Origin of the sequence: Sphingomonas sp. NBWT7 (assembly GCF_014217605.1) — a bacterium.
Taxonomy (GTDB): Bacteria; Pseudomonadota; Alphaproteobacteria; order Sphingomonadales; family Sphingomonadaceae; genus Sphingomonas.
In genome coordinates this window covers 956,714-981,968 of the sequence record NZ_CP043639.1, presented here as the reverse complement: position 1 = coordinate 981,968, position 25,255 = coordinate 956,714, and the positions used below count along the sequence as shown (strand labels likewise).

Annotated in this window: 23 protein-coding genes; 10 read left to right on the top strand and 13 right to left on the bottom strand. The window is 67.4% G+C overall.

Annotated features, from left to right (window positions below; genetic code table 11):
- Positions 1-14: 14 nt before the first annotated feature.
- The gene (locus F1C10_RS04900) at positions 15-1,136 is read left to right on the top strand and encodes a CaiB/BaiF CoA-transferase family protein (RefSeq protein WP_185209286.1); all 1,122 of its coding nucleotides are present in this window, start codon (positions 15-17) and stop codon (positions 1,134-1,136) included.
- Positions 1,137-1,143: 7 nt separating this feature from the next.
- Positions 1,144-1,683 carry a (2Fe-2S)-binding protein gene (locus F1C10_RS04895; RefSeq protein ID WP_185209284.1) on the top strand — a complete coding sequence of 180 codons (540 nt, stop codon included), beginning with the start codon at positions 1,144-1,146 and terminating at the stop codon, positions 1,681-1,683.
- 12 nt (positions 1,684-1,695) lie between these two features.
- On the opposite strand, the gene F1C10_RS04890 is transcribed toward F1C10_RS04895, so the two are convergent.
- Together F1C10_RS04890 and F1C10_RS04885 are read right to left on the bottom strand one after the other, a co-directional pair.
- Positions 1,696-2,955, bottom strand: a complete 1,260-nt coding sequence (locus F1C10_RS04890; protein WP_185209282.1) for an MFS transporter — start codon at positions 2,953-2,955, stop codon at positions 1,696-1,698.
- On the bottom strand, positions 2,952-4,277 hold the full coding sequence (locus F1C10_RS04885; RefSeq protein WP_185209280.1) for a dicarboxylate/amino acid:cation symporter: 1,326 nt from the start codon (positions 4,275-4,277) through the stop codon (positions 2,952-2,954). Before F1C10_RS04885 ends, F1C10_RS04890 begins: the two co-directional genes overlap by 4 nt.
- A 121-nt stretch (positions 4,278-4,398) precedes the next feature.
- Here F1C10_RS04885 and F1C10_RS04880 point away from each other — a divergent pair, with 121 nt between their 5' ends.
- Both F1C10_RS04880 and F1C10_RS04875 read left to right on the top strand, forming a co-directional pair.
- On the top strand, positions 4,399-7,545 hold the full coding sequence (locus tag F1C10_RS04880) for a carboxyl transferase domain-containing protein (RefSeq protein WP_219729792.1): 3,147 nt from the start codon (positions 4,399-4,401) through the stop codon (positions 7,543-7,545).
- A gap of 11 nt (positions 7,546-7,556) precedes the next feature.
- Positions 7,557-8,186: a glutathione S-transferase family protein gene (locus tag F1C10_RS04875; RefSeq protein ID WP_185209276.1), complete on the top strand. Its 630-nt coding sequence runs from the start codon at positions 7,557-7,559 to the stop codon at positions 8,184-8,186.
- Here the strand turns inward: F1C10_RS04875 and F1C10_RS04870 are convergent.
- The 5 genes from F1C10_RS04870 to hppD form a co-directional block, all read right to left on the bottom strand.
- Positions 8,183-8,842 (bottom strand): DsbA family oxidoreductase, encoded by a 660-nt coding sequence (locus F1C10_RS04870; RefSeq protein WP_185209274.1) that lies wholly within the window; start codon positions 8,840-8,842, stop codon positions 8,183-8,185. The genes F1C10_RS04875 and F1C10_RS04870 overlap by 4 nt on opposite strands.
- Positions 8,839-9,717 (bottom strand): alpha/beta fold hydrolase, encoded by an 879-nt coding sequence (locus tag F1C10_RS04865; RefSeq protein ID WP_185209272.1) that lies wholly within the window; start codon positions 9,715-9,717, stop codon positions 8,839-8,841. The genes F1C10_RS04870 and F1C10_RS04865 overlap by 4 nt, the downstream gene beginning before the upstream one ends.
- Positions 9,718-9,727: 10 nt before the next feature.
- Entirely contained in the window at positions 9,728-10,078 is a 351-nt protein-coding gene (locus F1C10_RS04860) for a Rieske (2Fe-2S) protein (protein ID WP_258043142.1), read from the bottom strand.
- On the bottom strand, positions 10,075-11,364 hold the full coding sequence (hmgA, locus tag F1C10_RS04855; RefSeq protein ID WP_185209268.1) for a homogentisate 1,2-dioxygenase: 1,290 nt from the start codon (positions 11,362-11,364) through the stop codon (positions 10,075-10,077). Before hmgA ends, F1C10_RS04860 begins: the two co-directional genes overlap by 4 nt.
- 169 nt (positions 11,365-11,533) lie before the next feature.
- Entirely contained in the window at positions 11,534-12,607 is a 1,074-nt protein-coding gene (gene hppD / locus F1C10_RS04850) for a 4-hydroxyphenylpyruvate dioxygenase (RefSeq protein WP_258043075.1), read from the bottom strand.
- Positions 12,608-12,685: 78 nt separating this feature from the next.
- On the opposite strand from hppD, the gene F1C10_RS04845 reads away from it, so the two are divergent.
- The 4 genes from F1C10_RS04845 (at position 12,686) to F1C10_RS04830 (ending at position 17,887) form a co-directional block, all read left to right on the top strand.
- Positions 12,686-13,126, top strand: a complete 441-nt coding sequence (locus F1C10_RS04845) for a MarR family winged helix-turn-helix transcriptional regulator (protein WP_185209265.1) — start codon at positions 12,686-12,688, stop codon at positions 13,124-13,126.
- Between the two features lie 2 nt (positions 13,127-13,128).
- Entirely contained in the window at positions 13,129-14,022 is an 894-nt protein-coding gene (locus F1C10_RS04840; protein ID WP_185209263.1) for an ROK family protein, read from the top strand.
- Between the two features lie 113 nt (positions 14,023-14,135).
- Positions 14,136-16,028, top strand: coding sequence for a bifunctional diguanylate cyclase/phosphodiesterase (locus F1C10_RS04835; RefSeq protein ID WP_185209261.1), 1,893 nt, complete (start codon positions 14,136-14,138; stop codon positions 16,026-16,028).
- A gap of 77 nt (positions 16,029-16,105) precedes the next feature.
- A complete protein-coding gene (locus F1C10_RS04830) occupies positions 16,106-17,887 on the top strand; it encodes a CHASE4 domain-containing protein (RefSeq protein WP_258043074.1) in 1,782 nt (593 codons plus the stop codon).
- On the opposite strand, the gene F1C10_RS04825 is transcribed toward F1C10_RS04830, so the two are convergent.
- From F1C10_RS04825 to F1C10_RS04810, 4 genes are all read right to left on the bottom strand, one after another.
- Positions 17,870-18,994, bottom strand: coding sequence for an SET domain-containing protein (locus tag F1C10_RS04825; protein ID WP_258043073.1), 1,125 nt, complete (start codon positions 18,992-18,994; stop codon positions 17,870-17,872). The two genes, F1C10_RS04830 and F1C10_RS04825, sit on opposite strands and share 18 nt — an antisense overlap.
- Positions 18,995-19,099: 105 nt before the next feature.
- The gene (gene dinB / locus F1C10_RS04820; protein WP_185210078.1) at positions 19,100-20,134 is read right to left on the bottom strand and encodes a DNA polymerase IV; all 1,035 of its coding nucleotides are present in this window, start codon (positions 20,132-20,134) and stop codon (positions 19,100-19,102) included.
- An 81-nt stretch (positions 20,135-20,215) separates the two neighbouring features.
- The gene (locus tag F1C10_RS04815; protein ID WP_185209257.1) at positions 20,216-21,613 is read right to left on the bottom strand and encodes a cytochrome P450; all 1,398 of its coding nucleotides are present in this window, start codon (positions 21,611-21,613) and stop codon (positions 20,216-20,218) included.
- A 4-nt stretch (positions 21,614-21,617) separates the two neighbouring features.
- Positions 21,618-22,742 carry a hypothetical protein gene (locus F1C10_RS04810; protein ID WP_185209247.1) on the bottom strand — a complete coding sequence of 375 codons (1,125 nt, stop codon included), beginning with the start codon at positions 22,740-22,742 and terminating at the stop codon, positions 21,618-21,620.
- Positions 22,743-22,763: 21 nt separating this feature from the next.
- Here F1C10_RS04810 and F1C10_RS04805 point away from each other — a divergent pair, with 21 nt between their 5' ends.
- Together F1C10_RS04805 and kdsA are read left to right on the top strand one after the other, a co-directional pair.
- On the top strand, positions 22,764-23,057 hold the full coding sequence (locus F1C10_RS04805) for a hypothetical protein (RefSeq protein WP_185209245.1): 294 nt from the start codon (positions 22,764-22,766) through the stop codon (positions 23,055-23,057).
- Positions 23,057-23,881 (top strand): 3-deoxy-8-phosphooctulonate synthase, encoded by an 825-nt coding sequence (gene kdsA / locus F1C10_RS04800; protein WP_185209243.1) that lies wholly within the window; start codon positions 23,057-23,059, stop codon positions 23,879-23,881. Before F1C10_RS04805 ends, kdsA begins: the two co-directional genes overlap by 1 nt.
- Here kdsA and F1C10_RS04795 read toward each other — a convergent pair.
- Together F1C10_RS04795 and kdsB are read right to left on the bottom strand one after the other, a co-directional pair.
- Positions 23,878-24,444, bottom strand: a complete 567-nt coding sequence (locus F1C10_RS04795; RefSeq protein WP_185209241.1) for a histidine phosphatase family protein — start codon at positions 24,442-24,444, stop codon at positions 23,878-23,880. The two genes, kdsA and F1C10_RS04795, sit on opposite strands and share 4 nt — an antisense overlap.
- A complete protein-coding gene (gene kdsB, locus F1C10_RS04790) occupies positions 24,441-25,247 on the bottom strand; it encodes a 3-deoxy-manno-octulosonate cytidylyltransferase (RefSeq protein WP_185209239.1) in 807 nt (268 codons plus the stop codon). Before kdsB ends, F1C10_RS04795 begins: the two co-directional genes overlap by 4 nt.
- Between the last annotated feature and the right edge of the window lie 8 nt (positions 25,248-25,255).

Genomic DNA, 25,255 nt, shown 5'->3' with positions numbered 1-25,255 from the left:
AGGAGAGAGCATCCGTGAGCACGCCACCCCTCGCCGGCATCCGCATCGTCGAATTTGCCGGCATCGGCCCGGGGCCGTTCGCGGGCATGATGCTCGCCGATCACGGTGCGGAGGTGATCCGTATCGATCGACCCGGCAAGCCGCAGGGCAATGCGGTGGCGGAGCAGGACCCGCTGCTGCGCAGTCGCAAGTCGATCGGGATGGACCTGAAGGACCCGAAGTCGATCGCCGCGGTGCGCAAGATCGTGAAGAGCGCCGATGCGATCATCGAGGGCTTCCGGCCGGGCGTGATGGAGCGGCTTGGCCTTGGGCCGGACGTGTTGCTCGCCGACAACCCCAAGCTCGTCTACGGGCGCATGACCGGCTGGGGGCAGTACGGCCCGATGGCGCCCGAGCCGGGGCACGACATCAACTATATCGCGATCTCGGGCGCGCTGCACGCGTTCGGCCGCAAGGGCGAGAAGCCGACGCCGCCGATCAACATGGTCGGCGATTTCGGTGGGGGCGGGATGTTCCTTGCCTACGGCATGCTGGCGGCGCTGCTCCACGCCGCGCGCACCGGAGAGGGGCAAGTGGTCGACGCGGCGATGACCGACGGGTCGGCGGTGCTGATGACGATGATGTGGGGCTTCCGCGGCATGGGCCGCTGGAGCGACGAGCGCGGCACCAATTTGCTCGATACCGCCGCGCACTTCTACGACACCTACGAGGCTAGCGACGGCAAGTTCATCTCGCTGGGCGCGATCGAGCCGCAATTCTACGCGGAGTTCCGCCAGGTGATGGGCCTCGGCGATGACAAATGGGCGGCGCAGATGGACGCGCGGCAATGGCCCGCGTTGAAGGACGAGCTGACGCAGCTGTTCAAGACGAAGAGCCGCGACGAATGGGTTGCCGCGTTCAAGGGCCACGACGTGTGCTTCGCGCCGGTGCTGGGCTTCGACGAGGCATATGACGATGCGCACAACAAGGCGCGCGGCACCTTCGTCGAAGCGGGCGGGATCAAGCAGCCCGCGCCGGCACCGCGCTACTCGAAGAGCGGCACGGTGGCGCCCGACATGGGCGGCAACCGCGACGACGCGGGCGTGCTGCGCAGCCTGGGCTTCGATGATGCGGAGGTCGCCGCGCTCGGCTATTGAGCGCTAGATGACGAAGCTGACGGTGAACAACGAGGCGATCGAATATCGCCTCGACCCCGCCACCCCGCTGCTGTGGGCGCTGCGCGACGCGTCGAACCTGACCGGCGCGAAATACGGCTGCGGCACGGGCGCGTGCGGGGCGTGTACCGTCGACGTCGACGGGCGTGCGGTGCGTTCGTGCCAGGTGACGATCGCGTCGGTCGAGGGCAGCTTCGTGACGACGATCGAGGGGCTGTCGCGCGACCGGGCACATCCGGTGCAGCTCGCGATGCTGGCGGAGAATGTCGTTCAGTGCGGCTATTGCATCCCCGGAATCGTCATGGCGGCGGCGGTGCTGATCAAGAACGATCGCGATCCTTCGGAGGCGAAGATCCGCCAGTCGATCACCAACCTTTGCCGCTGCGGCGTCTATCCGCGACTGGTGGAGGCAATCCAGCGCGCGGCTCGGGTGGCGCGCGGCGACGAGACGCTGGCGGCGGGTGCGCGGCCGGGGATCGAGCCGCACGAGGCGGCGCGCGGCGTGCCGGCGCTGGCGCCGCGGCCGTAAGTCTGTCGGCCGTTAATCCTCGTTGATGCGGCTGGTCGCGCGCGTGTCGCGCATGCGCAGATAGACGACGAGCGACACGCCGATCATCGCTGTGACGTACCAGTAGAAGCCGCGCTCCCAACCCGCGTTCTTGAAGCGCAGCGCGACATATTCGGCGGTGCCGCCAAACAGCGTGTTGGCGAGCGCGTAGGGCAGCGCGACGCCGAGCGCGCGGATGTTGGCGGGGAACAGCTCCGCCTTCACCACCGCGTTGATCGACGTGTAACCGGTGACGATCACCAGCGCCGCCATCACGAGCAGGCCGGCGACGAGCGGGCTCCTCACCGTCTCCAGCGCGGCGAAGATCGGATAGGTCGCGAGGCAGCCGAGGATGCCGAAGCCGACCATCAGCGGCTTGCGCCCGATGCGATCGCTGAGCGCGCCGGCGAGCGGCTGGAGGCACATGAAGACGAACAGCGTCGCGGCGTTGATCCGGCTTGCCACCGCGCGATCGAAGCCGCTGGTGTTGACCAGGAACTTCTGCATGTAGATCGAGTATGCATAGAATGCGAGCGTGCCGCCGGCGGTGAGCAGCATGACGGTCGCCGTCTCGCGCGGGTGCTGCGTCACCAGCGTCCAGAACCCCGACTTGGGCCCTTCGGCGCGCTTGAAGCTCTCCGTTTCGGCGAGCCCGCGGCGGATGCGGAACACGACGATCGCGAGCACGCCGCCGATCGCGAAGGGGATGCGCCAGCCCCAGGCGTCTAGCGCGGCCTCGCTCATCGTCGATTGCAGCAATAGCAGGACAAGCAGCGCGACGAGCTGCCCCGCGATCAGCGTGACGTACTGGAAGCTCGAGAAGAAACCGCGGTGCTGCCTGCCCGCCATCTCGGACAGATACGTCGCGCTCGCGCCGTACTCACCGCCGACCGACAGCCCCTGCATCAGCCGCGCGACGACGAGCAACGCGGGGGCGAGGACGCCGATCGTCTCGTACCCCGGCGTGACCGCGATGAGGAACGAGCCCGCGCACATCAGCGTCACCGACAGCGTCAGCCCCGCCTTGCGGCCCCGGCGGTCGGCGTAAATGCCCATGATCCACGCCCCGATCGGCCGCATGACGAAGCCGACCGCGAAGACCGCGGCGGCGCTGAGCAGTTGCGCGGTGCGATCGCCGGCGGGGAAGAAATGCGGCGCGAAATACAGCGTGAAGGCGGAATAGGCGTACCAATCGTACCATTCGACGAGATTGCCGGTCGATCCGCCGACGATCGACTTGAGCCGCGGGTTCATGGTGCGACCTCGCCATCGGGCAAATTCTCGATCGGCGGCAGCCGCCCGGCGAGCGCGGCGTCAAGCTGCGCGCGGTCGAGCTCGCCCTCCCAGCGCGCGACGACGAGCGTTGCGACGGCGTTGCCGACGAAATTGGTGAGGCTGCGGCATTCGGACATGAAGCGATCGACGCCGAGGATCAGCGCCATGCCGGCGACGGGGACAGTCGGCACGATCGACAGCGTCGCGGCGAGCGTGATGAAGCCCGCGCCGGTGACACCCGCCGCCCCCTTGGACGAGAGCATCGCGACGACAAGGAGCAGCAGCTGCTCGCCGAGCGACAGATCGGTGTTGGTGGCTTGCGCGATGAACAGGGCGGCGAGTGTCATGTAAATGTTGGTGCCGTCGAGATTGAATGAATAGCCCGCCGGGACGACGAGCCCGACGATAGACTTCGGCGCGCCGGCACGCTGCATCTTCTCGATCAGCGCCGGCAGTGCCGCTTCGGACGACGATGTGCCGAGGACGAGCAGCAGCTCGGCCTTGAGATAGACGATGAGGCGCAGGATCGAGAAGCCGCACATCCACGCGACCGTTCCAAGTACGAGCAGAACGAACAGCAACGAGGTGAGATAGAAGGTCGCGACGAGCCCGGCAAGGTTGGCGAGCGTGCCGACGCCATAGGTGGCGATGGTGAACGCCATCGCGCCGAACGCCCCGATCGGCGCCGCGCGCATCAGGATCGAAACAAGCTTGAACACTGCGATCGAAATATCCTCGAGCACCGATACGATGCGGTCTCCCCGATCGCCAATCGAGGCGAGCGCGATGCCGAACAGGATCGCGACGAACAGCACCTGGAGGATGTTGCCGGCGGTGAGCGCGGAGACGAACGTGTCCGGGATGACCGACAGCAGGAAGCCGGTCAGCGTCGTTTCATGCGCCTTGGCGGCATAGCCCGATACGGCGCCGGCATCGAGCGTTGCTGGATCGATGTCGAGCCCGGCGCCGGGCTGCACGACGTTGGCGACGATCAGTCCGACGATCAGCGCGAGCGTCGAGAAGAACAGGAAATAGCCGAATGCCTTGGCGGCGACGCGCCCGACGCGCGCGAGATCGCGCATCCCGGCGATGCCGGTGACGATGGTGAGGAAGATGACCGGCGCGATGATCATCTTGACGAGCTTGATAAAGCCATCGCCGAGCGGCTTCAGCGCGGCGCCGGCATCGGGGTAGATGTGGCCGATCGCAACGCCGAGCGCGATTGCGATCAGTACCTGGACGTAGAGCTGCCGATACCACGCGATCGGCGTGCGCGGGGTGGCCGCGGTTTCGAATTGCATGTCTCGTCGATCCCCCTGCCGTCGGCTCGGCTGCGCGACGGCGTGCCAGCAAAAAAGAGTTGATGCAAAGGGGCGATCGGCTCGAAAGGACGATGAAAGGAGAGGGGCCATCCGAAGCCTGTTGATCGCCAACCGCGGCGAGATCGCGATCCGCATCGCGCGCACCGCCGCCGCACTGGGCATCGAGACCGTCGCGATCCATTCCGCCGACGATGCCGACGCGCTGCACGTCGCTGCCGCCGATCGCGCGATCGCCTTGGCGGGGGACGGGCCGGCGGCGTACCTCGACATCGCGGCCGTCGTCGCGGCGGCGCGTGAGGCGGGGTGCGATGCGATTCACCCCGGCTACGGCTTCTTGAGCGAGAATGCTGATTTCGCCGCGGCATGTGCGGCGGCCGGGCTGACGTTCGTCGGGCCCGGCGCGCGCCTGCTGGCGCTGTTCGGCGACAAGGCGGCGGCGAAGCGGCACGCGGCCGGGGCCGGGGTACCGGTGCTAGCCGAGGGCGACGCGGCGGACGGGCCGGTCATCGTCAAGGCGGTGGCGGGGGGCGGCGGCCGCGGCATCCGCGTGGTGACCGATCGCGCGACGCTGCCCGCGCAGATCGCGGCGGCGGGCGCTGAGGCGCTGGCGGCGTTCGGATCGGACGGTGTGATCGTCGAGCGCTACATTGCCGATGCCAAGCATATCGAGGTGCAGCTGGCGGGCGATGCGGCGGGGCGGGTTGCGGCATTCGGCACGCGCGACTGCACGGTGCAGCGGCGGCACCAGAAAGTGATCGAGATCGCTCCGGCGCACAGCCTGGACGATGCGCTGCGCACGCGGATCGAGGGGGCGGCGCTGCGGCTGCTCGACGGCACCGGCTACGTCGGTCTCGCGACCGCGGAATTCCTGGTCGATCGCACGCGCGCCGCGGACGACGCGGAGGCCTTCGCGTTTCTCGAGGTCAATCCGCGCCTTCAGGTCGAACATACCGTCACTGAGGAAGTGTTTGGGATCGATCTCGTCGCGCTACAGCTGCGGCTGGCGATGGGCGAGCCGCTGCCGACGGTCCCCGCCGCTGCGCGCGGTGTGGCGGTTCAACTACGCGTCAACGCCGAAACGATCGGGCCCGACGGCATATCGCGCGCGGCGGGCGGAGCGGTTTCGCGGCTCGATCCGCCGGGCGGACCGGGAATACGGATCGACGGCGCGATCGCGATCGGGACCAGGGCGAACCCGCGCTTCGACCCGATGGTTGCCAAGCTGATCGTGCACGGGCCCGATTGGGCGACGACGGTCGCGCGCGTACGGCGCGCGGTGGCGGAATATCGCATCGCCGGGATGGCGACGAACCTGCCGCTGCTCGCGACGCTTCTCGATCGCGCGGAGGTGGCAACGGGCGCGGTCAACACGCGATGGTTCGACGAGAATATCGCCGCCCTGGCGCCGCCAGTATCCGCCGAGAGCATGCCGGCGGACGCGGAGGCGATCGCGGCGCCGCTGGCGGGCGTCGTCGTACAGATCACCGCGGCGGTCGGCGAGCGCATCACCGCGGGCGCCGAGGTGGGCACGATCGAGGCGCTGAAGATGCAGCACGCGGTCGTCGCGCAACGCGGCGGGGTGGTCCGCGCGATCGCGGCGGCGGCGGGGCAGGTGATCGACGAGGGCGCGCCGTTCCTTCACTTCGACGCGGCAGACGACGACGGCGGTGAAGTGCGAGCCGCGGCGTCGATCGATCCCGACCTGATCCGCGCCGATCTTGCCGAGGTGCGCGAGCGACACGCGCTCGGGCTGGACGAGCATCGGCCGGCTTCGGTCGAGCGGCGCCGCAAGACGGGGCAGCGCACCGCGCGCGAGAATATCGCCGACCTGTTCGATGACGGTAGCTTCATCGAATACGGCGCGCTGACAATCGCGGCGCAGCGCCGGCGCCGCAGCCTCGACGATCTGATGCGCAACACGCCTGCCGACGGGATGATCGGCGGGATCGGCACCGTCAACGCCGCCGACCACGGCGAGGAGGCGGCCAAGTGCCTTGGCCTCGCCTATGACTATACGGTTCTGGCGGGCACGCAGGGGCACAACAATCACCGCAAGACCGATCGCCTGCTCGGCATCGCGGGTGACCTCAAGCTGCCGATCGTCTTCTACACCGAGGGCGGGGGCGGGCGGCCGGGCGACGTCGATTCGGTCGGCGCGACCGGGCTCGACGTGCCGACGTTCAAGAGCTTCGCCGCGCTGTCGGGCGTCGCGCCGCGGATCGGCATCACGTCGGGCTATGCCTTCGCCGGCAATGCGGTGCTGTTCGGCAGCTGCGACATCACCATCGCGACGCGCGACGCGCATATCGGCGTCGGCGGGCCGGCGATGATCGAGGGTGGCGGGCTCGGCGTCTATTCGCCGAAGGAAGTGGGGCCGGTCGACGTGCATTGGGCGAGCGGTGCGATCGACGTGCTCGCCGTGGACGAGGCGGAAGCGACCGATCTCGCGCGGCGGCTGCTGTCGTTCTTCCAGGGGCGGGTGCACGGCGGCAGCGCGCCCGACCAGCGCTTGCTGCGCCACGTCGTCCCCGAGGATCGGCTGCGCGTGTTCGACGTGCGCCGCGCCATCGACGGATTGGTCGATACGGGAAGCTTCGTCGAACTGCGCGGCGGCTATGCCAGGGGGATGATCACCGGGCTGGCACGCCTCGACGGGCGTGCGGTCGGCGTGATCGCCAACGACTGCCGCTACCTCTCGGGCGCGGTCGACGCCGAGGGGGCGGACAAGGCGGCGCGCTTCTTCCAGCTGTGCGACGCGTTCGGCGTGCCGATAGTGTCGCTGTGCGATACGCCCGGCTTCATGGTGGGGCCGGAGGCGGAGAAGAGCGCGCCGATCCGCCGTGCATCGCGCATGTTCATCGTCGGTGCGGCGCTGGGTGTGCCGGTCTTCACCGTCGTTCTGCGCAAGGCCTATGGGCTCGGCGCGCAGGCAATGGCGGGGGGATCGCTTCACGCCGGACCGTTCACGGTGGCATGGCCGACGGGGGAGTTCGGCGGCATGGGGCTCGAGGGCGCGGTGCGACTGGGATACCGCAAGGAATTGGAGGCGATCAACGATCCGGCGGCGCGCGACGAACGCTATCGCGAGCTGGTGGCGAGCTCTTACGCGCGCGGCAAGGCCGTCTCGGTTGCTCAGTATCTCGAGATCGACGCGGTGATCGATCCCGCCGACACGCGCACCTGGCTTCTGCGCGGCCTCGCCTCGACCCCTGTGCGGCGATCGGGCCGTTACATCGATACCTGGTAGGATTGCGGACGATGATCGAGCTTTACCACTGCGCCGATGCGCGATCGTTCCGCCCTTTGTGGGCGCTGGAGGAGATGCGGCTACCGTACGGGCTGCATCTTTTGCCCTTTCCACCGCGCGTGCGGGAGCCGGCGTACCTCGACGTCAATCCGCTCGGCACGATCCCCCTGCTGGTCGACGGTGCGACGCGGATGAGCGAATCGGCGGCGATGCTCGAATATCTGGCAGTGCGGCACGGGCCGAGCGACCTCGCCGTCGCGTCGGACGACGCAGATTACGGCGCGTGGCTCAATTGGCTGCATTTCGGCGAGGCGACGCTGACCTTCCCGCAGACCCTGGTGCTGCGCTACCGCATGCTCGAGCCGCCCGAGCGACGCCTGCCACAGGCCGCGGACGACTACGCGCAGTGGTTCCACTCGCGGCTCCGCCACGTCGAGCGCGCGCTCGACGGGCGCGACTGGCTGGTCGGCGATCGCTTCACCATGGCCGATATCTCGATCGGCTACGCGCTGCTGCTCGCCAAGAGCCTCAAGATAGACAACGGTTTTCCGCCGGCGACCGCGGCCTATTGGGAGCGGCTGAAGGCGCGCGACGGCTTCGCGCGCGCCAAGGCGGCGCAGAAGGGCGAGCTGGCGGTCTAGCGCGCGGCGAGCTTGCGCAGCGCGCGCGCGATCCGCTCGGGTGCCTGCGCGCCGCTGATCACGAACTCGCGATCGATCACCATCGTGGGAACCGCGGTGATTCCTTCGGCACGCCACGCGATCTCGTCGTCATGGACCGCGGTGGCGTAGCGACCCTTAACAAGGACCTCGACCGCCTCGTTACGATCTAGCCCCGCCTCTGCCGCGGTGTCGGCGAGGACGGCGTGATCGGAGACGTTGCGGCCGTGCGTGAAATGCGCGGCGAGCAGCGCGTGCTTGAGCGCGCGCTGCTGGCCTTTCGCGCTGGCCCAGTGGAGCAGGCGGTGTGCGTCGAACGTGTCGTAGAGCCGGTCGGGGCGGCCGGCTAAGGACACGCCGGCTTCCTCCGCAGCGGCGCGCACCGCGCCGCCGCGCGAGCGCGCCTCGTCAGGCGTGATGCCGTACTTGCGCGCCATATTGTCCGCGGCCGCCTCTCCCTCGGGCGGCAGGCCGGGATTCAGTTGCAGCGGGTGAAAGACGAGATCGACGTCGACCTCGTCCTCCACCTCGGCGAGCGCACGTTCGAGGTTGGCGAGGCCGATCAGGCACCACGGGCAGACGACGTCGGAGACGAAGTCGATCCGCAACCGACGGGACGGCGGAACGTCGGCGCTCATGGCCGCGCCACGCTTTCGATCGCGGCGACGATCTGCGGCACTAGCTCGACCGGCAAATTGTGGCCCATGCCGGGGAGCTCGACGAGCCGCGCGCCCGGGATGCTCGACGCGGTATCGCGCCCGCCCTCGACCGGAACGAGCGGATCGGCGGCGCCGTGGATGACGACCGTGGGCGCCTTGATCGCCTGCAGCCGCCGACGGCGGTCGCCGTCGGCGATGATCGCCGCCATCTGCCGTGCGAAGCCGTCGGGATAGGTCGACCGCTCGATCGTCTCGCGGATGCGGGTCGCAAGGAGATCCGGCGCGACGGGATAGGCCGGGCTGCCGGTGACCTGCGCCGCGCGGATGCCGTGCGCGACGAGCGCGTCGATATCGGTCGTCTTCAGCCGGTTGATGAGCACGTCCATCGCCTCGCGAGTCGCGCGCGGCAGTGCGGGATTGCCCGTCGTTGACATGATCGAGGTGAGCGACAGCGTGCGATCAGGATAGGTCGCCGCCACGAGCTGTGCGATCATCCCGCCCATTGAGGCGCCGACTATGTGCGCCTGGCGCACCTTGAGGTAGTCAAGCAGGCCGATCGCATCGGCGGCCATGTCGCCGAGCGTGTAGGCGACGCGCGGCTGCATGCGCAGCAGCCGCTGCATCATCATCAGCCCGAGGCGCGGACGGCCGGCGCGGTCGAGCTTGGTCGACAGGCCGACATCGCGATTGTCGTATCGCACGACGCGAAAGCCGCGCGCGACAAGCGCCTCGATCAGCGGCAGCGGCCATAGGGTGAGTTGCGCGCCAAGCCCCATGATGAGCAGGATGGTGGGATCGGCGGGATCGCCGAAGCTCTCATATTCGAGTTCGATGCCGTTCGCGCGCGCCTTCATGGCCTCTCCCTCACGCCGTGACGATGGTGCCAGCCTCCACCCGAACGGGCCACGGCGTCAAGCGCGTGCCGGGGCACGGCCCGCCGAGGCACGCGCCGCTCTCCGGATCGAACAGCGCGCCGTGCCAGCTGCACACGATGCGATCGCCGGCAACGTAATCTTCGAGCTTCTGCGCGAGCGGCAGGCCCATGTGCGGGCAGCGATCGACGTAGCCGAAGGCGCTGTCGCCGCGGCGAACGACGAAGCCGTGGAAGCGGCCGGCGCGCATCTCGAGGACGAAGCCGCGCGCGGTACCGTCGGCGATCTGATCGAGCGCGCCGAGCGTGACACCGGCAGGCGTAGCGGTGAGCCGCTCGGTCAGGGCAGGCGTGCCTTCGGAAAGTCTGCCCAGCAGGCGTCATAATCGGGCTGGGCGTGCTCGAGCGCGAAGGCTGTCGGGCGATAGGGCCAGCAGCTCTCGAGCATGAACGCCATCGTTCCGCCGATCTTGTGCGGCTTGAGATCGGCATTGGAAGCGGCGTCCCACGTCGCCTTGTCCGGCCCGTGCCCGCTCAGCAGATTATGGAGCGAGAGTCCGCCGGGGCGGAACCCTTCCGCCTTGGCGTCATAGGCGCCGGTGATGAGGCCCATCGCTTCGGACATGATGTTGCGGTGGAACCAGGGTGGGCGGAACGTGTCCTCCGCCACCATCCAGCGCGGCGGGAAGATCACGAAATCGGCGTTGGCGCGGCCCGGCACGTCCGACGGCGAAGTCAGCACGGTGAAGATCGACGGGTCGGGATGGTCGAAGCTGACGGTGTTGATGGTGTTGAAATGCGCCAGATCGTAGCGCCACGGCGCGAGATTGCCGTGCCAGGCGACCACATCGAGCGGCGAGTGATGAAGCTCGGCACGCCACAGGTTGCCGAGATACTTCTGGATCACCTCGACCTGCTCGTCGCGATCCTCGAACCAGGCGGTCGGCGTTTCGAAATCGCGCGGGTTGGCAAGGCCGTTTGCGCCGATCGGCCCGAGATCGGGCAGGCGGAACATCGCGCCGTGGTTTTCCATCACATAGCCGCGCGCCAGGCCATCGGGCAGAAGCGCGCGGAAGCGCACGCCGCGCGGCACCAGCGCGATCTGGCCCGGTGCGATGTCGATGCGGCCAAGCTCGGTGAGCAGCGTCAGCCGACCTTCCTGCGGCACGAACAGCAGTTCGCCGTCCGCGTCGACGAAGACGCGGTTCTCCATGTCGCGGTCGGCGGCATAGAGGTGGATCGCGACGCCTTCGAGATCGGCGGGATCGCGGTTGGCGAGCATCGTCGTCATGCCGTCGATCAGGTCGACGCCAGTGTCACCGGCGACGGGATCCCAGCGCAGGCGATTGGGCGCGAGCGGTTCCTTGACGGTGCCCGGCGCAAATCGTGGGGCGCCTTCGTAGCGGGTGAAGGGCGGGTGCTCGGCGGAGGGGCGCAGGCGATAGAGCCACGAGCGGCGGTTTTCGTGGCGCGGCGCGGTGAAGGCGGTGCCGGAGAGCTGCTCCGCGTAGAGGCCGAAGGGCGGCTTTTGCGGCGAGTTGCGGCCGATGGGGAGGGCGCCCGGTACTGCTTCGGTCGCGACATGGTTGCCGAAGCCGGGGGTGTAGGGGGCGGTGGTGTCGTTGGGCATCCTCACCTCGGGCGGGTTCTTGTTTTGATTACGGGTTTCGGGTGGTGTGGCTCGCCGACGCGTCAGACGCGGCACAGCCGCGCCTTGTGCGCCGGCTTTGCCGCGCTGGCCGGTCGATGGCGGCGCCGAAGCACCGCACCTCGATCGAGGCAGGCGCCCCGATCATCGGTCAGGCATCGACCTTGATGACGCCCCGACGGATCTGATCGAGCTCGATCGACTCGAACAGCGCCTGGAAGTTGCCGTTGCCGAAGCCTTCGTTGCCCTTGCGCTGGATGATCTCGAAGAAGATCGGGCCGAACATGTTCTCGGTGAAGATCTGGAGCAGGATGCCCTCGCCATTCTCGATCGAGCCGTCGAGCAGGATGCGGTTCTTGCGCAGCCGTTCGAGATCCTCGCCGTGGCCGGGCACGCGCTTGTCAACCAGCTCGTAATAGGTCTCGATCGTGTCCTGCAGCTTCACGCCGCGGGCACGCAGCCGCTCGACGGTGTCGTAGATATCGTCGGTGGTCAGCGCGAGGTGTTGGATGCCTTCGCCCTGATATTCGCGGATGAATTCCTCGATCTGCGAATTGTCGTCCTGACTCTCGTTCAGCGGGATGCGGATCGCCTTGTCGGGCGCGATCATCGCCTGGCTGAACAGGCCCGTCGCCTTGCCCTTGATGTCGAAATACTTCTGCTCCTCGAAATTGAAGAGCGTGCGGTAGAACTGGCTCCACACCTGCATCTGGCCGCGGCGGACATTGTGGGTGAGGTGATCGAGCAGGTCGAGCCCGACGTTATTCTTGGCCTCGGCCTCCTGCCAGCCCGGATATTTCGCCCAATTGGCGTAAAGATCCGCATCGTCCTTGATGAAATAAAGGTACGAGCCGCCGATCCCCTTGATGACGGTATCGTCCTCGTCCGTCAGCTCGGCGCCGTTGGCGACGGCCCACTCGACCGCTTTGGCCGGATCGGCGACACGGAACGCCATCGCGCTGGCCGAGGCGCCGTGTTCGTTGCGAAACTGCTTCACCCGGCCCGCCTCGTCGCGGTTGAGCATCAGGTTGATGCGGCCCTGCTTGTAGCGCGTGATGTTTTTGGTCGGGTGGCGATGCGTCGCGACGAAGCCCAGCTGCTCGAACTGTCGCGCCATCGCCTCGGGATCGGGCGAGGTGAATTCGACGAACTCAAAGCCGTTGAGGCCGAGCGGATTATCGGCGGCAGGGCTCAGCGGCGTCTCGAGCGAAGCGACAGTCGACATGGCGGCATCCTCAAATGGTATCATTTGAAACCATCATCGCGCCTTGAGCGGATCGTGTCAAATGCTACCGCTGGCATCATGACCAACCAGCTCGTGCTCGACCGGTTCCTGCCGTATCGCCTCTCGATCACGTCGAACCTCGTCAGCGATCGCATCGCGCGTGCGTACGAATCGCTGTTCGGGCTGACGATCCCCGAGTGGCGGCTCGTCGCGGTGGTGGCGGAGGCGGCGGCGATCACCCAGGCAGAGATCGGCGAGCGGACGCGGATGGACAAGGTGACGGTGAGTCGCGCCGCGATTGCACTCGTCGATCGCGGACTGCTGGTGCGCGCACCCAACCCCGGCGACAAGAGATCGCACCATCTGTTGCTGACCGATGCGGGGCGGGACCTTTACGCCAGCGTCGCGCCCAAGGCGATCGAGCTGGAGGCGAAGGTGTTCGCACGCTTCACCAGGGCCGAACTCGACAATTTCGTCGCGATGCTGCGGCGGATCGACGCCGCGGCGTTGGAGGAATGACGATGGACGACGCGCCGCTGATCGCCGGGGTTGAACTGGGCGGCACCAAGTGCATCGTCATGCTGGCGAGCGGGCCGGAAGCGGTTCACGAGCGCGTCGAGCTGCCGACGACCAAGCCCGACGAGACCCTGGCGGCGATCAAAGCGGTGATCGACGGCTGGCGCGGCTATGCGGCGCTCGGCATCGCGAGCTTCGGGCCGGTATCGATCGACCCCAAAGCGGGCGACTATGGCCGCATCACCTCGACGCCCAAGCCGGGCTGGGCGGGCACCGATGTCGCGCGCCGTTTGGCGGCACGGTACGGCTTGCCGACGGGGTTCCACAGCGACGTTGTCGGCGCGGCGCTGGGCGAAGCGCGATGGGGCGCGGCGGCGGGGCTCGACGATCTCGCCTATGTCACCGTCGGGACCGGGATTGGTGTCGGTCTGGTGGCACACGGGCGACCCGTCGACGGGCTGACGCACAGCGAGCTCGGCCATGTTCGCCCGCAGCGCCTTGGCGGTGACGACTGGAGCGGAGTGTGCCCGTTCCACGGCGCCTGTGTCGAAGGGCTGGCGTCGGGCCCGGCAATCGCCGCGCGCAGCGGGATAAAGGGGGAGGATCTGCCGCCCGATCATCCCGCGTGGGACGGAGTGGTGCACGCGCTGGCGCAGATGCTGCACATGGTGGTGCTGACCGGCGTGCCGCGGCGCATCGTGATGGGCGGGGGCGTGATGGTGGGAAGCCAATTCCTTTTCCCGCGCGTGCGCGCCGCTCTGCGCCAATCGCTTGGCGGCTATATCGCGATTGCCGAGGTGGAGGATGTCGACACGTTCGTCGTGCCCCCAGCGCTGGGCAACAATGCCGGGCCGCTCGGCGCGATCGTTCTCGGCGAACAGGCGCTGCGCGCCGGCTGAGCGCGGTTCGCGCAAGCTGATGAAAATCATCGTTTACGCAGCGGTAACCTCGTCCGCTTACGCATGACACATCAGTTCGGGCGGTCTGTCGCCCGGCGTTCGAGGTATGGCTGATGCGTTTGCTGATCGTTGACGACGAACCCGCGATGCACGAATCGTATCGGCGCAGCTTCGCGCCGATCGGCGACGGTGCCGCGACCGCCCTGTCGGCGATGGCGAGCGACCTGTTCGGGGAAGGGGCGGACGACGCCGGAGCGACACCGGACGTCCCGGCGTTCGAGTGCGTTCATCACCTACAGGGGCTCGACGCCGTCGCTGCGGTGGAGGTGGCGATGCATGATGGCCATCCCTTCGCCGTCGCATTCATCGACGTGCGCATGCCGCCGGGGATCGATGGCAAGGAGACGGCGGCCCGCATCCGGGCGCTCGATCCGCACATCAACATCGTGATCGTCACCGGCTATTCCGATTTTTCCCCGGTCGAGATCAGCCGCGTCGCCGGCCCGGCCGACAAGATCTTTTACCTCGCCAAACCGTTCGAAGTGGCGGAAATCGTGCAGACTGCAACCGCGCTCGGCCGCCGCTGGCAGGTTGATCAAGAGCTCGAGGCGGCGCGCGCCAGACTGGCGCAGCAGGTGATCCAACTGGAGGAGCAGGCGGCGGAACTTGCCGCGAACGAGAGCCGCGCGGTCCATATCGCCAATCACGACACGCTGACCGATGCGCCCAACCGGCTCGCCTTCCAGCGCGCGCTTGGCGAGCGGGTGCGGCGGCCCGGCCGGTTCGCGGTCGCGATGGTCGATCTCGACCGGTTCAAGCTTATCAACGATACGCTTGGGCACCTGGCAGGTGACGAGCTGATCCGCGCGATCTGCGGCGTGCTGCAGGGCGCGCTGCCCGAAGGCGGCATGATGGCACGGCTGGGCGGCGACGAATTCGGCCTGCTGTTCGACACCGCGGGCGACGAAGCGGCGGTGATGGCGTGCGATCGCGTGGTGGCGGCCTGCGGCACGACGATCAAAGTGCTTGGCCACTCCGTGCAGGGCTCCGCCTCCGCGGGCGTAGTGACCGCGGACGAAGAGGGCGCGCGCGATCCGGTCGATCTGATGAGGCGTGCCGATCTCGCGCTCAACGATGCCAAGCGTCAGGGCCGCAACACCGCGCGCCTGTTCGACGAAAGCATGGACGAGGGCATTCGCGTGCGCCGCCGAATCGAGAATGGCCTGTCGCAGGCGATCGCGCGCGATGAGCTGGGCATGGTGTATCAGCCGATCGTCGCCAACGGGACGTTCGAGATCGTCGGGTTCGAGGCGCTGCTGCGCTGGTACACCAAGGAGCACGGCCCGATCAGCCCGGCGATCTTCATTCCGATCGCCGAGGAATCGAACCTCATTCACGAACTCGGCGATTGGGTGCTCGCCAAGTCGCTGGAGGTGTTGAGCCAGTGGCCGGGGCAATATGTGTCGGTCAACTTCTCGCCGCGCCAGTTCCGCCGGCACAATTTCGTCGGTCACGTGATGGAGCAGGTGCAGCGCGCTGGCGTTGAGCCGCATCGGCTGCAGATCGAGATCACCGAGACGGCGATCTTCGATGATGCCGAGCGTGCGTTGGAGACGCTGTACAAGCTGCGCCAGATGGGGTTCCGCATCGCGCTGGACGATTTCGGCACCGGCTATTCCAGCCTCTACAACATCCGCAAATTCGCGCTCGACAGCCTGAAGATCGATCGCAGCTTCATCGACGGCATGGGCCGCGAGCGCGAATCGGCGGCGATCGTCCACTCGATCATTCACCTCGGCCGCGCGCTTGGCCTTGGCGTCATCGCGGAAGGGGTGGAGACCGAGATGCAGGTCGCGCTGCTGCGCGCCGCGGGCGCGAGCCATCTGCAAGGGTATCTCTTTTCGCGCCCGGTCGCCGCCGACGAGGCACGTGCGATGGCGGAAGCGCGCTACCTTGCGGGCCCGCCTGACGACGAGGAACTTGCCGCGACCGGCACCAACGGCTGACGGTGCGCCGCGCCATGGCTTCGCTGATCACCCGGCTGCGTCAACCGTCATCGCTCGGGGCGCGACTCGTCCTTATCATGACCGCCGTCGGTATCGCCGGCGCGTTGGGCATCACGATGCTGCTCGCCGGCGTCATCACCCCGAATTTCAACGAGCTCGAGCAGCGTGCGGTAGCCGCGCATATCGATCGCACGCGCGCCGCGCTGATCGAATATGCCTCCAAAGTGGAGAGCGCGGTCAAGGATTATGGCGACTGGAACGCCAGCTACGACTACATGGCGACGCCGAGTGCGGCGTTCGAGCGCGAAAGCTTCTCGCCATTGGCGATGGCGAACCTTGATATCAACGGCATGGCCTATGTCGGCGCCGATCGCCGTGTCTTGATCGCGCGCTGGATCGACGATGATCGCAAGGAGCGCGCCGCGATGCGGCGGCGGCTGATCGATGAGATCGATCGGACCGACCTTGCCGCGTTGCTGAAGGGGCGCAATGCCACCTATTACTACACTCGCCTGGGTGACGTCGTCGCCGCGGTCGGCGTGGCGCAGGTGCGGCGCAGCGACGGAACCGGCACGCCGCGTGGCTATGTCCTCATGGCGCGCGAGATAACCTCCGCACAGCTAAGCGAGCTGTTGCAGCTGAACGCACGGATCGAGCTTGGCACCGAAACGCTGCCGGGCGGACGCAACACGCCGACGCGAATGGCGATCGCGGTGCCGATCACCGGTGCCGATGGACGTGCGGTGGCGCGGGCCCATTTCGTCGTGCCGCGTGACGTGTCGGTGCTGGGACGACGGATGCTGCTGCTCGCGGTCGCCGGTTCGACGATGCTGCTGCTGGTGGTGCTGGTGGTGCTTCGCCGGATGATCGCGCGGCTGGTGCTGAAGCCGCTCGCCCGGGTCGAGACGCATATGCTGCGCGTTCGGGCCTCAGGATCGATGACGTTGTTGGACGACGACGGGCGACGCGACGAACTTGGCTCGCTCGTGCGAAGCTTCAACGCGATGCTGAGCCAGCTCAAGGATCTGCGCGAGCAGGTCGAGGTACAATCCTTTGCCCTTGGCCGATCGGAGAGCGCGGTGGCGGTGATGCACAATGTGCGTAACGCGCTGAACCCGATCTCGACGATCATCGGGCGCGGGATCGCGCAGGCCGCACCGATCGACCGCGCGACGCTCGACCGCGCGGCGACCGAGCTGGCGCGCGACGATATACCTGCGGCCCGGCGCGCGAAGCTGGCGGCGTTCGTTGCCGCCGCGATCGAGGCGCTCGACACCGCGCGGCGCGAACAGGTGCTGCAGCTGGGGATCGGCCGTGAGGCAATGGCGCACGTGCTCGACATCATCGGCGAGCAGCAGGCGCACGCGCACGAGCGGCCCGCGCTGGCCGCGTGCGACGTAACCGACATCATCGCGCAGAACGCGACGATCGCGCGCTATTCGGCGGGAACCTCGATCGCCTTCAGCTTCCCCGCGCAACCGCATCCGGTGCTCGCCAATCGCGTGATCCTGAGCCAGGTGATCGGCAATCTCTTCGCCAATGCGGCCGAGGCGATCGCGGCGGCGGGGCGGCAGAGCGGATCGCTGGCGGTATCGGTGAGCGAGGCGGACGATACCGTCATCGTCAGGATCCGTGACGACGGCGAGGGCTTCGACCCCGACACAGGCGCTACCTTGTTCCAGCGCGGCTTTTCGACCCGCCGACACAAATCGGGCGGGCTCGGGCTACACTGGTGCGCCAATTCGATGACCGCGATGGAGGGATCGCTGCGGTTGGAAAGCGAGGGCCGCGGCCGCGGTGCGGTGGCGATCCTGACACTGCGCGCGCCGGCGCCGGTGCTTCTATCCCAAGCCGCATAGAGCGCGGCGATTGGTCGCAGGCGGCTTGGTGCCGCGCAGATAGGGCGCGACAATATTCCGCGCGAGATACCAATGCTGCCGTTCGGGTGGCAGTGTGACGAAGGCGCGCACCACGCCGCGACAAATCGGGGCGCCGCACCGGCACCCCATCGACCAGCCGTCGTCCGCCAGCGTGGTCGAATAGTCCCACGTGATCTCCTCGTTCTGCGCGATGTCGCGGATCGCGATCAGCACGACCTCGTCGGCGGCGAAGCGCAGGCCGGCGTTGGGCGCGCAGCTGTGGTTGACGAGATCGTCGATTCCGCCGGACGGCCCCAGATACGCGTCGTGCGCCACCTGCAGATAGCGGTCACGCGACCCAAGCAGCCGGCGCGGCAGCCGCTTCGCCGAAACGCGCCGGCCGCCGAAGCGCACGATCCGCTCGCCCGCGACGAAGCCCTGTGCGGCATAGACCGCCTTGCCGAGATGATTCTCCGCGATGTGGAACGGGTTCACCGCGGGGGCATAGGCGTCCAGCACACGTAGCCGCCCGTCGCGCCAGCCGAACGAGCGCAGCGGGTTGATCGTCGCCAGACCGATGATGAACCACACGCTGGCGTGGCAGACGAGCTCGACGAAGACATAGGCGTATTCGCCGACATCCTGGCTGCCCGATCGCGTCGCGAGCAGCAGCGTCGCGAGGTCGCCGACCGTCCACAAGCCCCATGCCGGGGATCGTTCGCGCGCGCGATCGGCGATCGCGGAGCGCCACGTCGGCCAGAAGCTGATCGGCACCACCGCGACCACCAGCATGTGTGCCCAGAACGCCTCGCGAAACACGAGCCACAGCACGATCGCTGCGAGGCTGGCCCCCATGCAAAGGCTTTCGACCGTGTCGGGCGCGCTCCAGCGCGAGCGCCGCCACAGCGCCAGCGCGATACCGAGGCACGCGGCGGCGGACAGGAGGAAGACGTAGGATTGTGGCGTGCGGGGATTGAGCGCTGCATAGGTGACCGCCTCGATCGTCGTCGATGTGCCCCAGATCAGCCAGGACGCACGGTTTGGCTCGACGAGGCGCTGACGCAGACCGGCGAGGTAGATCGCATATCCCGCGAAGCTGGCCACCACCGCGACGAAGAACCACGGATCGTCGATGACCTGAACCCCTAAACGCCCCGTTAACCACGCTATCGCGTCGCGGACTCGACGTCCAGCGGGGGCGAAGATTGGGGCCTAGAGCGGCAGCGTTGGCTGCACGGTGGGCACGTGATCGAGGATGCCCGAGAGCGTCAGGCCTAGAAGCCGGATGCCGCCCGCGACAGGAAGCTCGCGTGACAAGAGGTCCTGGCCGATGCTCAGGAATTCGGCGGTATCGGCGATCGGCCGCGTCAGCGAGCGCGCACGGGTGCGCGTGTTGAACGCCGCGTCGCGCAGCTTGAGCGTGACGGTGCGGCCCTGCTCACCGCTGCGCGCGATGCGGATCCAGGCGGCGTCGGCGACGTGGGCGAGCGCCGCTGCCGCCTCCGCGGCGTCGGTGATGTTGACCTCGAACGTGCGTTCCGCACCGATCGATTTCGTCTGGCGGTGAGCGCGCACCGGCCGATCGTCGACGCCGCGAGCTGCGCCGAACAAATAGTCGGCGTGGCTCCCGAAATGCGCGCGCAGGAAGGCGATCGGATGCGCCGCGAGGTCTGCGCCGGTCGCGATGCCGAGCCTCGCCATTTTTTCCGCCGTGACCGGCCCGACGCCGTGGAAGCGTTTGACCGGCAGCCCCGCGACGAAAGCCGCGCCGTGCCGTGGCGGGATAACGCATAGCCCGTCGGGCTTGTTCTGATCGGAGGCGAGCTTGGCGATGAATTTGTTGTAGCTGACGCCGGCGGAGGCGGTGAGGCCGGTCGCTTCCCGGATACGCGCGCGGATCTGCTCCGCGATCGCGCGTGCGGAGCCCAGGCCGTGGCGATCTTCGGTAACGTCGAGATAGGCCTCGTCGAGGCTTAGCGGTTCGATGCGGTCGGTGTAGTCGGCGAAGATCTCGTGGATCTGGCGGCTGACCGCGCGATAGACGTCGAACCGTGGCGGTACGAAGACTAGGTCGGGACAGCGCCGGAGCGCGGTGACCGACGGCATCGCCGAGCGTACGCCGAAGGCGCGCGCTTCATAACTGGCGGCGGCCACTACCCCGCGCGCCCGTGATCCGCCCACCGCGACGGGCCGACCGCGCAGCGCCGGTTCGTCGCGCTGTTCGACCGACGCATAGAAGGCGTCCATGTCGATATGGATAATCTTGCGCACGGCGTCGCTCACGGTGAGCGATATAGGGCGCGGACGCCGGACGCTCCACCTGCGTGGTCAGCGTGGGGTGACGCGCAGCCGGATGCCGTTCTTCGGGCGCAGGGTCAGACGGCTCACCGGTTCGGGCACGTCGCGCGGAACCGGCGCGAAATCGAACGCGCGGATCACGCTGGCAAGGATGACCACAGCCTCCTGCATCGCGAAACCTTGGCCGACGCAGGTGCGCGGGCCGGCGCCGAACGGCAACCATGCCTCACGCATCGCGGCGCGGTTCGCTGCATCGTCGAAGCGCGTTGGATCGAACGTGTGGGGGCAGGCCCAATTGTCCTCGTTGCGCTGGATCAGCCACGGCGAGACGACGAGCATCGCGCCAGGCGCGAGCTGCTTGTCGCGCATCTGTGTGGGGCATGTCACCTCGCGTGGCATGAAGGCGACCGGCGGATACAGGCGTAGCGCCTCGCGGAAGACGTTGCGGGTTAGGGATAGGCGCCTGATCGCCTCCGCGTCGATCGGATCGTCCCCACTGATCGCCTCCACTTCGCGGCGCACGGCGGCCTGCGTCGCCCGATCCTCGGCGAGACAGTAGAGTGTCCAGCTCATCGCGCTTGCCGACGTCTCGTGGCCGGCGAGAAAGATCGTCGAGACTTGGCTCATCAGCTCGTGGAAGGTGAACGGGCGGCCGCTCTCCGGATGTCGGGCGGCAAGCAGCGCGGCGAGGATATCGTCGGCCGGCGCCGCGGCTCCCGCGTGATAGGCGTCGTAGCGCGCCTGCACGATCGGTTGAAAAACGGCGTGGATCGCGGCCGCCGCGCGCCGCGAGCGGTGGAAGAAGCCGAACGAGGGCAGGCGGTAGAAGCGCATCATCGACGCCGATTGGGCGTGGCGCTGGAACCGGTTGAACCCGCGGTAGATGCGCTGCGCGCCCGCGGCATCGAGCGGCACCGAAAAGAGCGTCCGGAAAATAACGTCCGCGGCGACGTGCGTCATCAGCGGATCGATATCGACGGGGCGCAGCGGATCGCACGCACGAAGCCGTTCGACCAGCGCGTCGGCCGCAGCCCGCATCATCGGCAGCGTGTGGCCGAGCGCGGTCTGCTGAAACGCCGGATTGATCATCGCACGTTGCGTCGCCCAGTCGTCGCCATTGGCGGAAAAGACGCTGTTCCCGATCGCTGGCCCAAGCGTGCGGACGAGCAGGCGGTGCTTGGGAAACTCGCGCCAGTTCGCCATGATCCGCTTCACCAACGGCAGCTCGTTCGCGATATACATGTGGAGACCCGGCGTGCGGATCTCCCCCATCTTCATCGTATAGCTCTTCGCGAACAGCACGTGGATCCACGAATTCCACCCACGCACGAAGCGCCAGAAGAGCGATGATTTCTTCGGATGGGGATCGGGGAATGGCGGCGTGAAGCGACCGTCACGATGCTCACCGCCGATGTTGGGCAGGGACATGCGACTAGGCGATCTCGCGGAACGCCGCGATCGATGCGTCGATCGGACGCGACGCCGTCATGAGGCTGGGGAAGTCGAGCGGCGAGACGCGGTCCCCCATGCGCAGATAGTCGAAATGAATCTCGTACTTGTTCGCGTAGCCGCTGTGGTACGTCGCCGGATCGTAGAACAGATGGAAACGCGGGCTGAGCAGGTCGAGGCGCGGCCGGGTGTGGGGTGCGACGATCGCCATCGGATCGACACCGAAATAGGCCGCCCCGTCGGGCGGCGATCCGATGTCCACCCACCGTAAATCCACGTTCGCCAGACGGCGCAGCTGATCGTGAAAACGCGTCGCGTCGCGCCGACAGGCGACGAGCGGAATGCAATGCCCCATCGTCACCAACGCGAAGTTCGGCGGCAGCGTATCAGCGCATCGATCAAGCAGCCGGTTCATCAGTGGTACGGCAAGGATCGAGCCGTTGCTGTGCGTGAGCAGCAGGATTTCGTCCCAATCTTCGGCGAAGCTCGCGATGATTTCGTCGGCGAAGGCGTCCAACCGGGCTTCGAGGCGGGGCTGGGCTACCTCGCTGACGAACTCGCTGTTGAAGACGAAAAAACGCAGCAGCCAGGGCGCATGCCAGCGCGTCAGCAGCGGCGAAGCGATAGCAATTCCCAAAAGCAAGCCGACGATCAATGCAATGGTGGCGGGCAGCCAGATCGCGGCGATCGCAAAGATCACCAGTGCCAGGAGGATGGGGAAAGCTAGCGTGAGTACCGGCGGATAGAATAGCGTGACGAGCGGCCCCTTGCCGAGCCGTTTGCCGGTAGCGAAATCGAGGTGGCGCAGGTTCGCGCTATAGGCGCGCCACGCCCGTACCGCGAGCGTGAAGGGATTGCGGATCCAGGCGTCGCGGACGAGATCGTCCCAGCGCAGGAAGCTGTAATCGGTGGTGGTCCCGACCGAGGAATCTTCGATCGACCAATCGGTGCGATGATCGCTGATCGTGCGCCGCGTTGAAACCGCGGCGGGGCGACCGGTAAGCGCGGCAAAACGGGCAATCTGCTCGACAGCGAGCGCGTGGTAGAAGCGCACTCCGCGGGGGTCGAACCCACCGACGTAGAAGACTTTGCGCTTGAACCCCGCCATCGCGCCTGCCTACACGATCGAATGGCCGCGCGAGAACGGAATTACTGTCTGTTACTTAATCCGACCAAATACAATCGCAACGCCGGCTGCCGTCGACACGACAATCTGTACGGCATCAATGGCGGCGGCAGTGAGTGGCAACGCTGGTCGGTCGATCGGCAATTCCTGCAAACGATGCGCGCGAACGGCGATCCGATGGCTTTGCCGTCATACCTTGCCTGCGTGGTCTTCGGATGGTTCTTTTGGAACTACCATACGGCACCCTGGCCCTGGCGTGGGCAGCTGCTACGCCGCTTCGTCAAGGCGCGCGGCTGATGAGCGATGTCGCGGTAGGTGATGTGACATTCGGCAACGATCGGCCATTCGTGCTGGTCAGCGGACCGTGCCAGATCGAGAGTCGCGATCATTGCCTTAGGCTGGCCGAGGCGCTCGCCGACGTGGCGCGCGCGGCGGGCGTGCCGTTCGTCTTCAAGGCATCCTTCGACAAGGCGAACCGAACGTCGCTTTCGGGGCGGCGCGGCGTCGGCATCGACGAGGGGTTGCGGATCCTGGCTGACGTACGTGCGGCACTCGGGTGCCCGGTGCTGAGCGATATTCACGCACCTGAGCAGGCAGAAGCAGCCGCGCAGGCGGTGGACATTCTGCAGATCCCCGCGTTCCTGTCCCGGCAAACCGATCTGCTGCTCGCGGCGGGTCGCACGAGCGCGGCGATCAACGTCAAGAAGGGGCAGTTCCTCGCACCGTGGGATATGGCGGCGGTGGCGGCGAAGATCGCATCGACGGGCAACGCGCGGATCATTCTCACCGATCGTGGCGCCAGCTTCGGCTACAACACGCTCGTCAGCGATCTGCGCGCGCTGCCGATCATGGCCGAGACCGGTTATCCAGTGATGTACGACGCGACGCATTCGGTGCAGGCGCCGGGCGGCATGGGGCAATCATCGGGGGGCGAACGGCGCTTCGCGCCGGCGCTGGCGCGCGCCGCCGTCGCGGTCGGCGTGGCGGCCGTATTCGCCGAGGCGCACGACGATCCGGACAATGCCCCGTCGGACGGGCCGGTGATGCTACCGCTGGATTGGATGCCCGGGCTTATCGATACGCTGCGGCGGATCGACGCGGTGGCAAAGGAGCGGTCCTAGCATCGACTCTGTTCGTCCGGTCGGACATCCCACGCGATGAGGCGGCCGTCGACAATTTCGCCATATGCCCCCGTCCGCAGCTTTGCAGGCGGCATGCCAAGCGCGAGGAGGGCGAACCGGGCAGCGCCGTTGCTCGTGACGAGCAGGATCGTACCGTGCGCGGTGGCAAAAAAGGTTTGCCAGGCTTTCAGGCGCGCCGCGGCGTCGACGATCCAGTCGGTCGGCGCCACAGCGCGGGTTTCCCAAGCGAGCAATGCGGCGGCGCCGATCCGGGCTCGCACCGCCGTTTCAGGCAGGCCTTCATCCGGCCCGTGGTCGATCTCTCGCAGCCAATCTGTAGGTCTTGCGCGAAGGCCGGGTGCGACGATCGCAGCGGTCTCGCGGGTGCGCCGCAAGGACGAGGTCAGGCAGGCGTCGATCGCCATTCCTGCAAAGGACGCTGCGAGGCGTTGTGCCTGTGCACGCCCGCTTTCGACCAACGGCAGATCGGTTCGCGCGCCGATCCGACGCGGTTCCTCGTCATGCCGGAAGGTATCGCCATGGCGGACGATGATTGCCCTCATGGCTGATGCGGATCACCGTGAAGGGCGATCATCGCTTCGGCACGCGCGATATCGGCTTCGGTATCGATGCCGGAAATGTCGAACGGCGCTGGCGTGACTTCGACGGTATCGATCGCGATGTCGAGATCGAAGAAGCGCAATTGTTCAAGCCCTTCGAGGCGTTCGAGTGATGAAGGCGGGGCAGCCTCGAAATCCTGTAGTGCAGACATGCGATAGCCGTAGAGGCCGACGTGGCGCCATATGGGGCAGGGTGCGCCCGAAGCGCGCAAGGTGGCTTCGTTGCGGATCACGGGCAGGATCGTCTTGGAAAACCAGTGCGCACGACCGTTCGGCGCCCGAACACAGGTCGTCCCGCTGAACGGCTCGATCAGCTTGTGGGCGCGCAGCGAATCCAGCGCCGACCACGTGAGCCGAACCACCGGCGTCGCCACCGCTATCGCGCTATCGCTCAACGCGGCGATCACGGCGGGAAGCGCGGTCGCAGGCTGAAACGGCGCGTCCCCCTGCATGTTGATGACGATCGAAGGCGGGGTCGGCGCCGTCAGTGCCGCGGCCAGCGCCCGACCGGAGCCGGACGAGATCGCGCAATCCGTCATCACTGCCGCGCATCCGACGACAGCGGCGTGATCGGCGATGCGCGCATCGTCGGTTGCGACCACCAAGCTTGCGGCGTCGCCGATCATGCCTCGGCGGGCCAGCGCGATGGTCCGATGAAGCAACGTGACGCCCGCGATCGCGCGCAGCGGCTTCATCGGCAGCCGGGTCGATCCGGCGCGGGCGGGAATGACGACGAGAACACTCATGGCTGGCG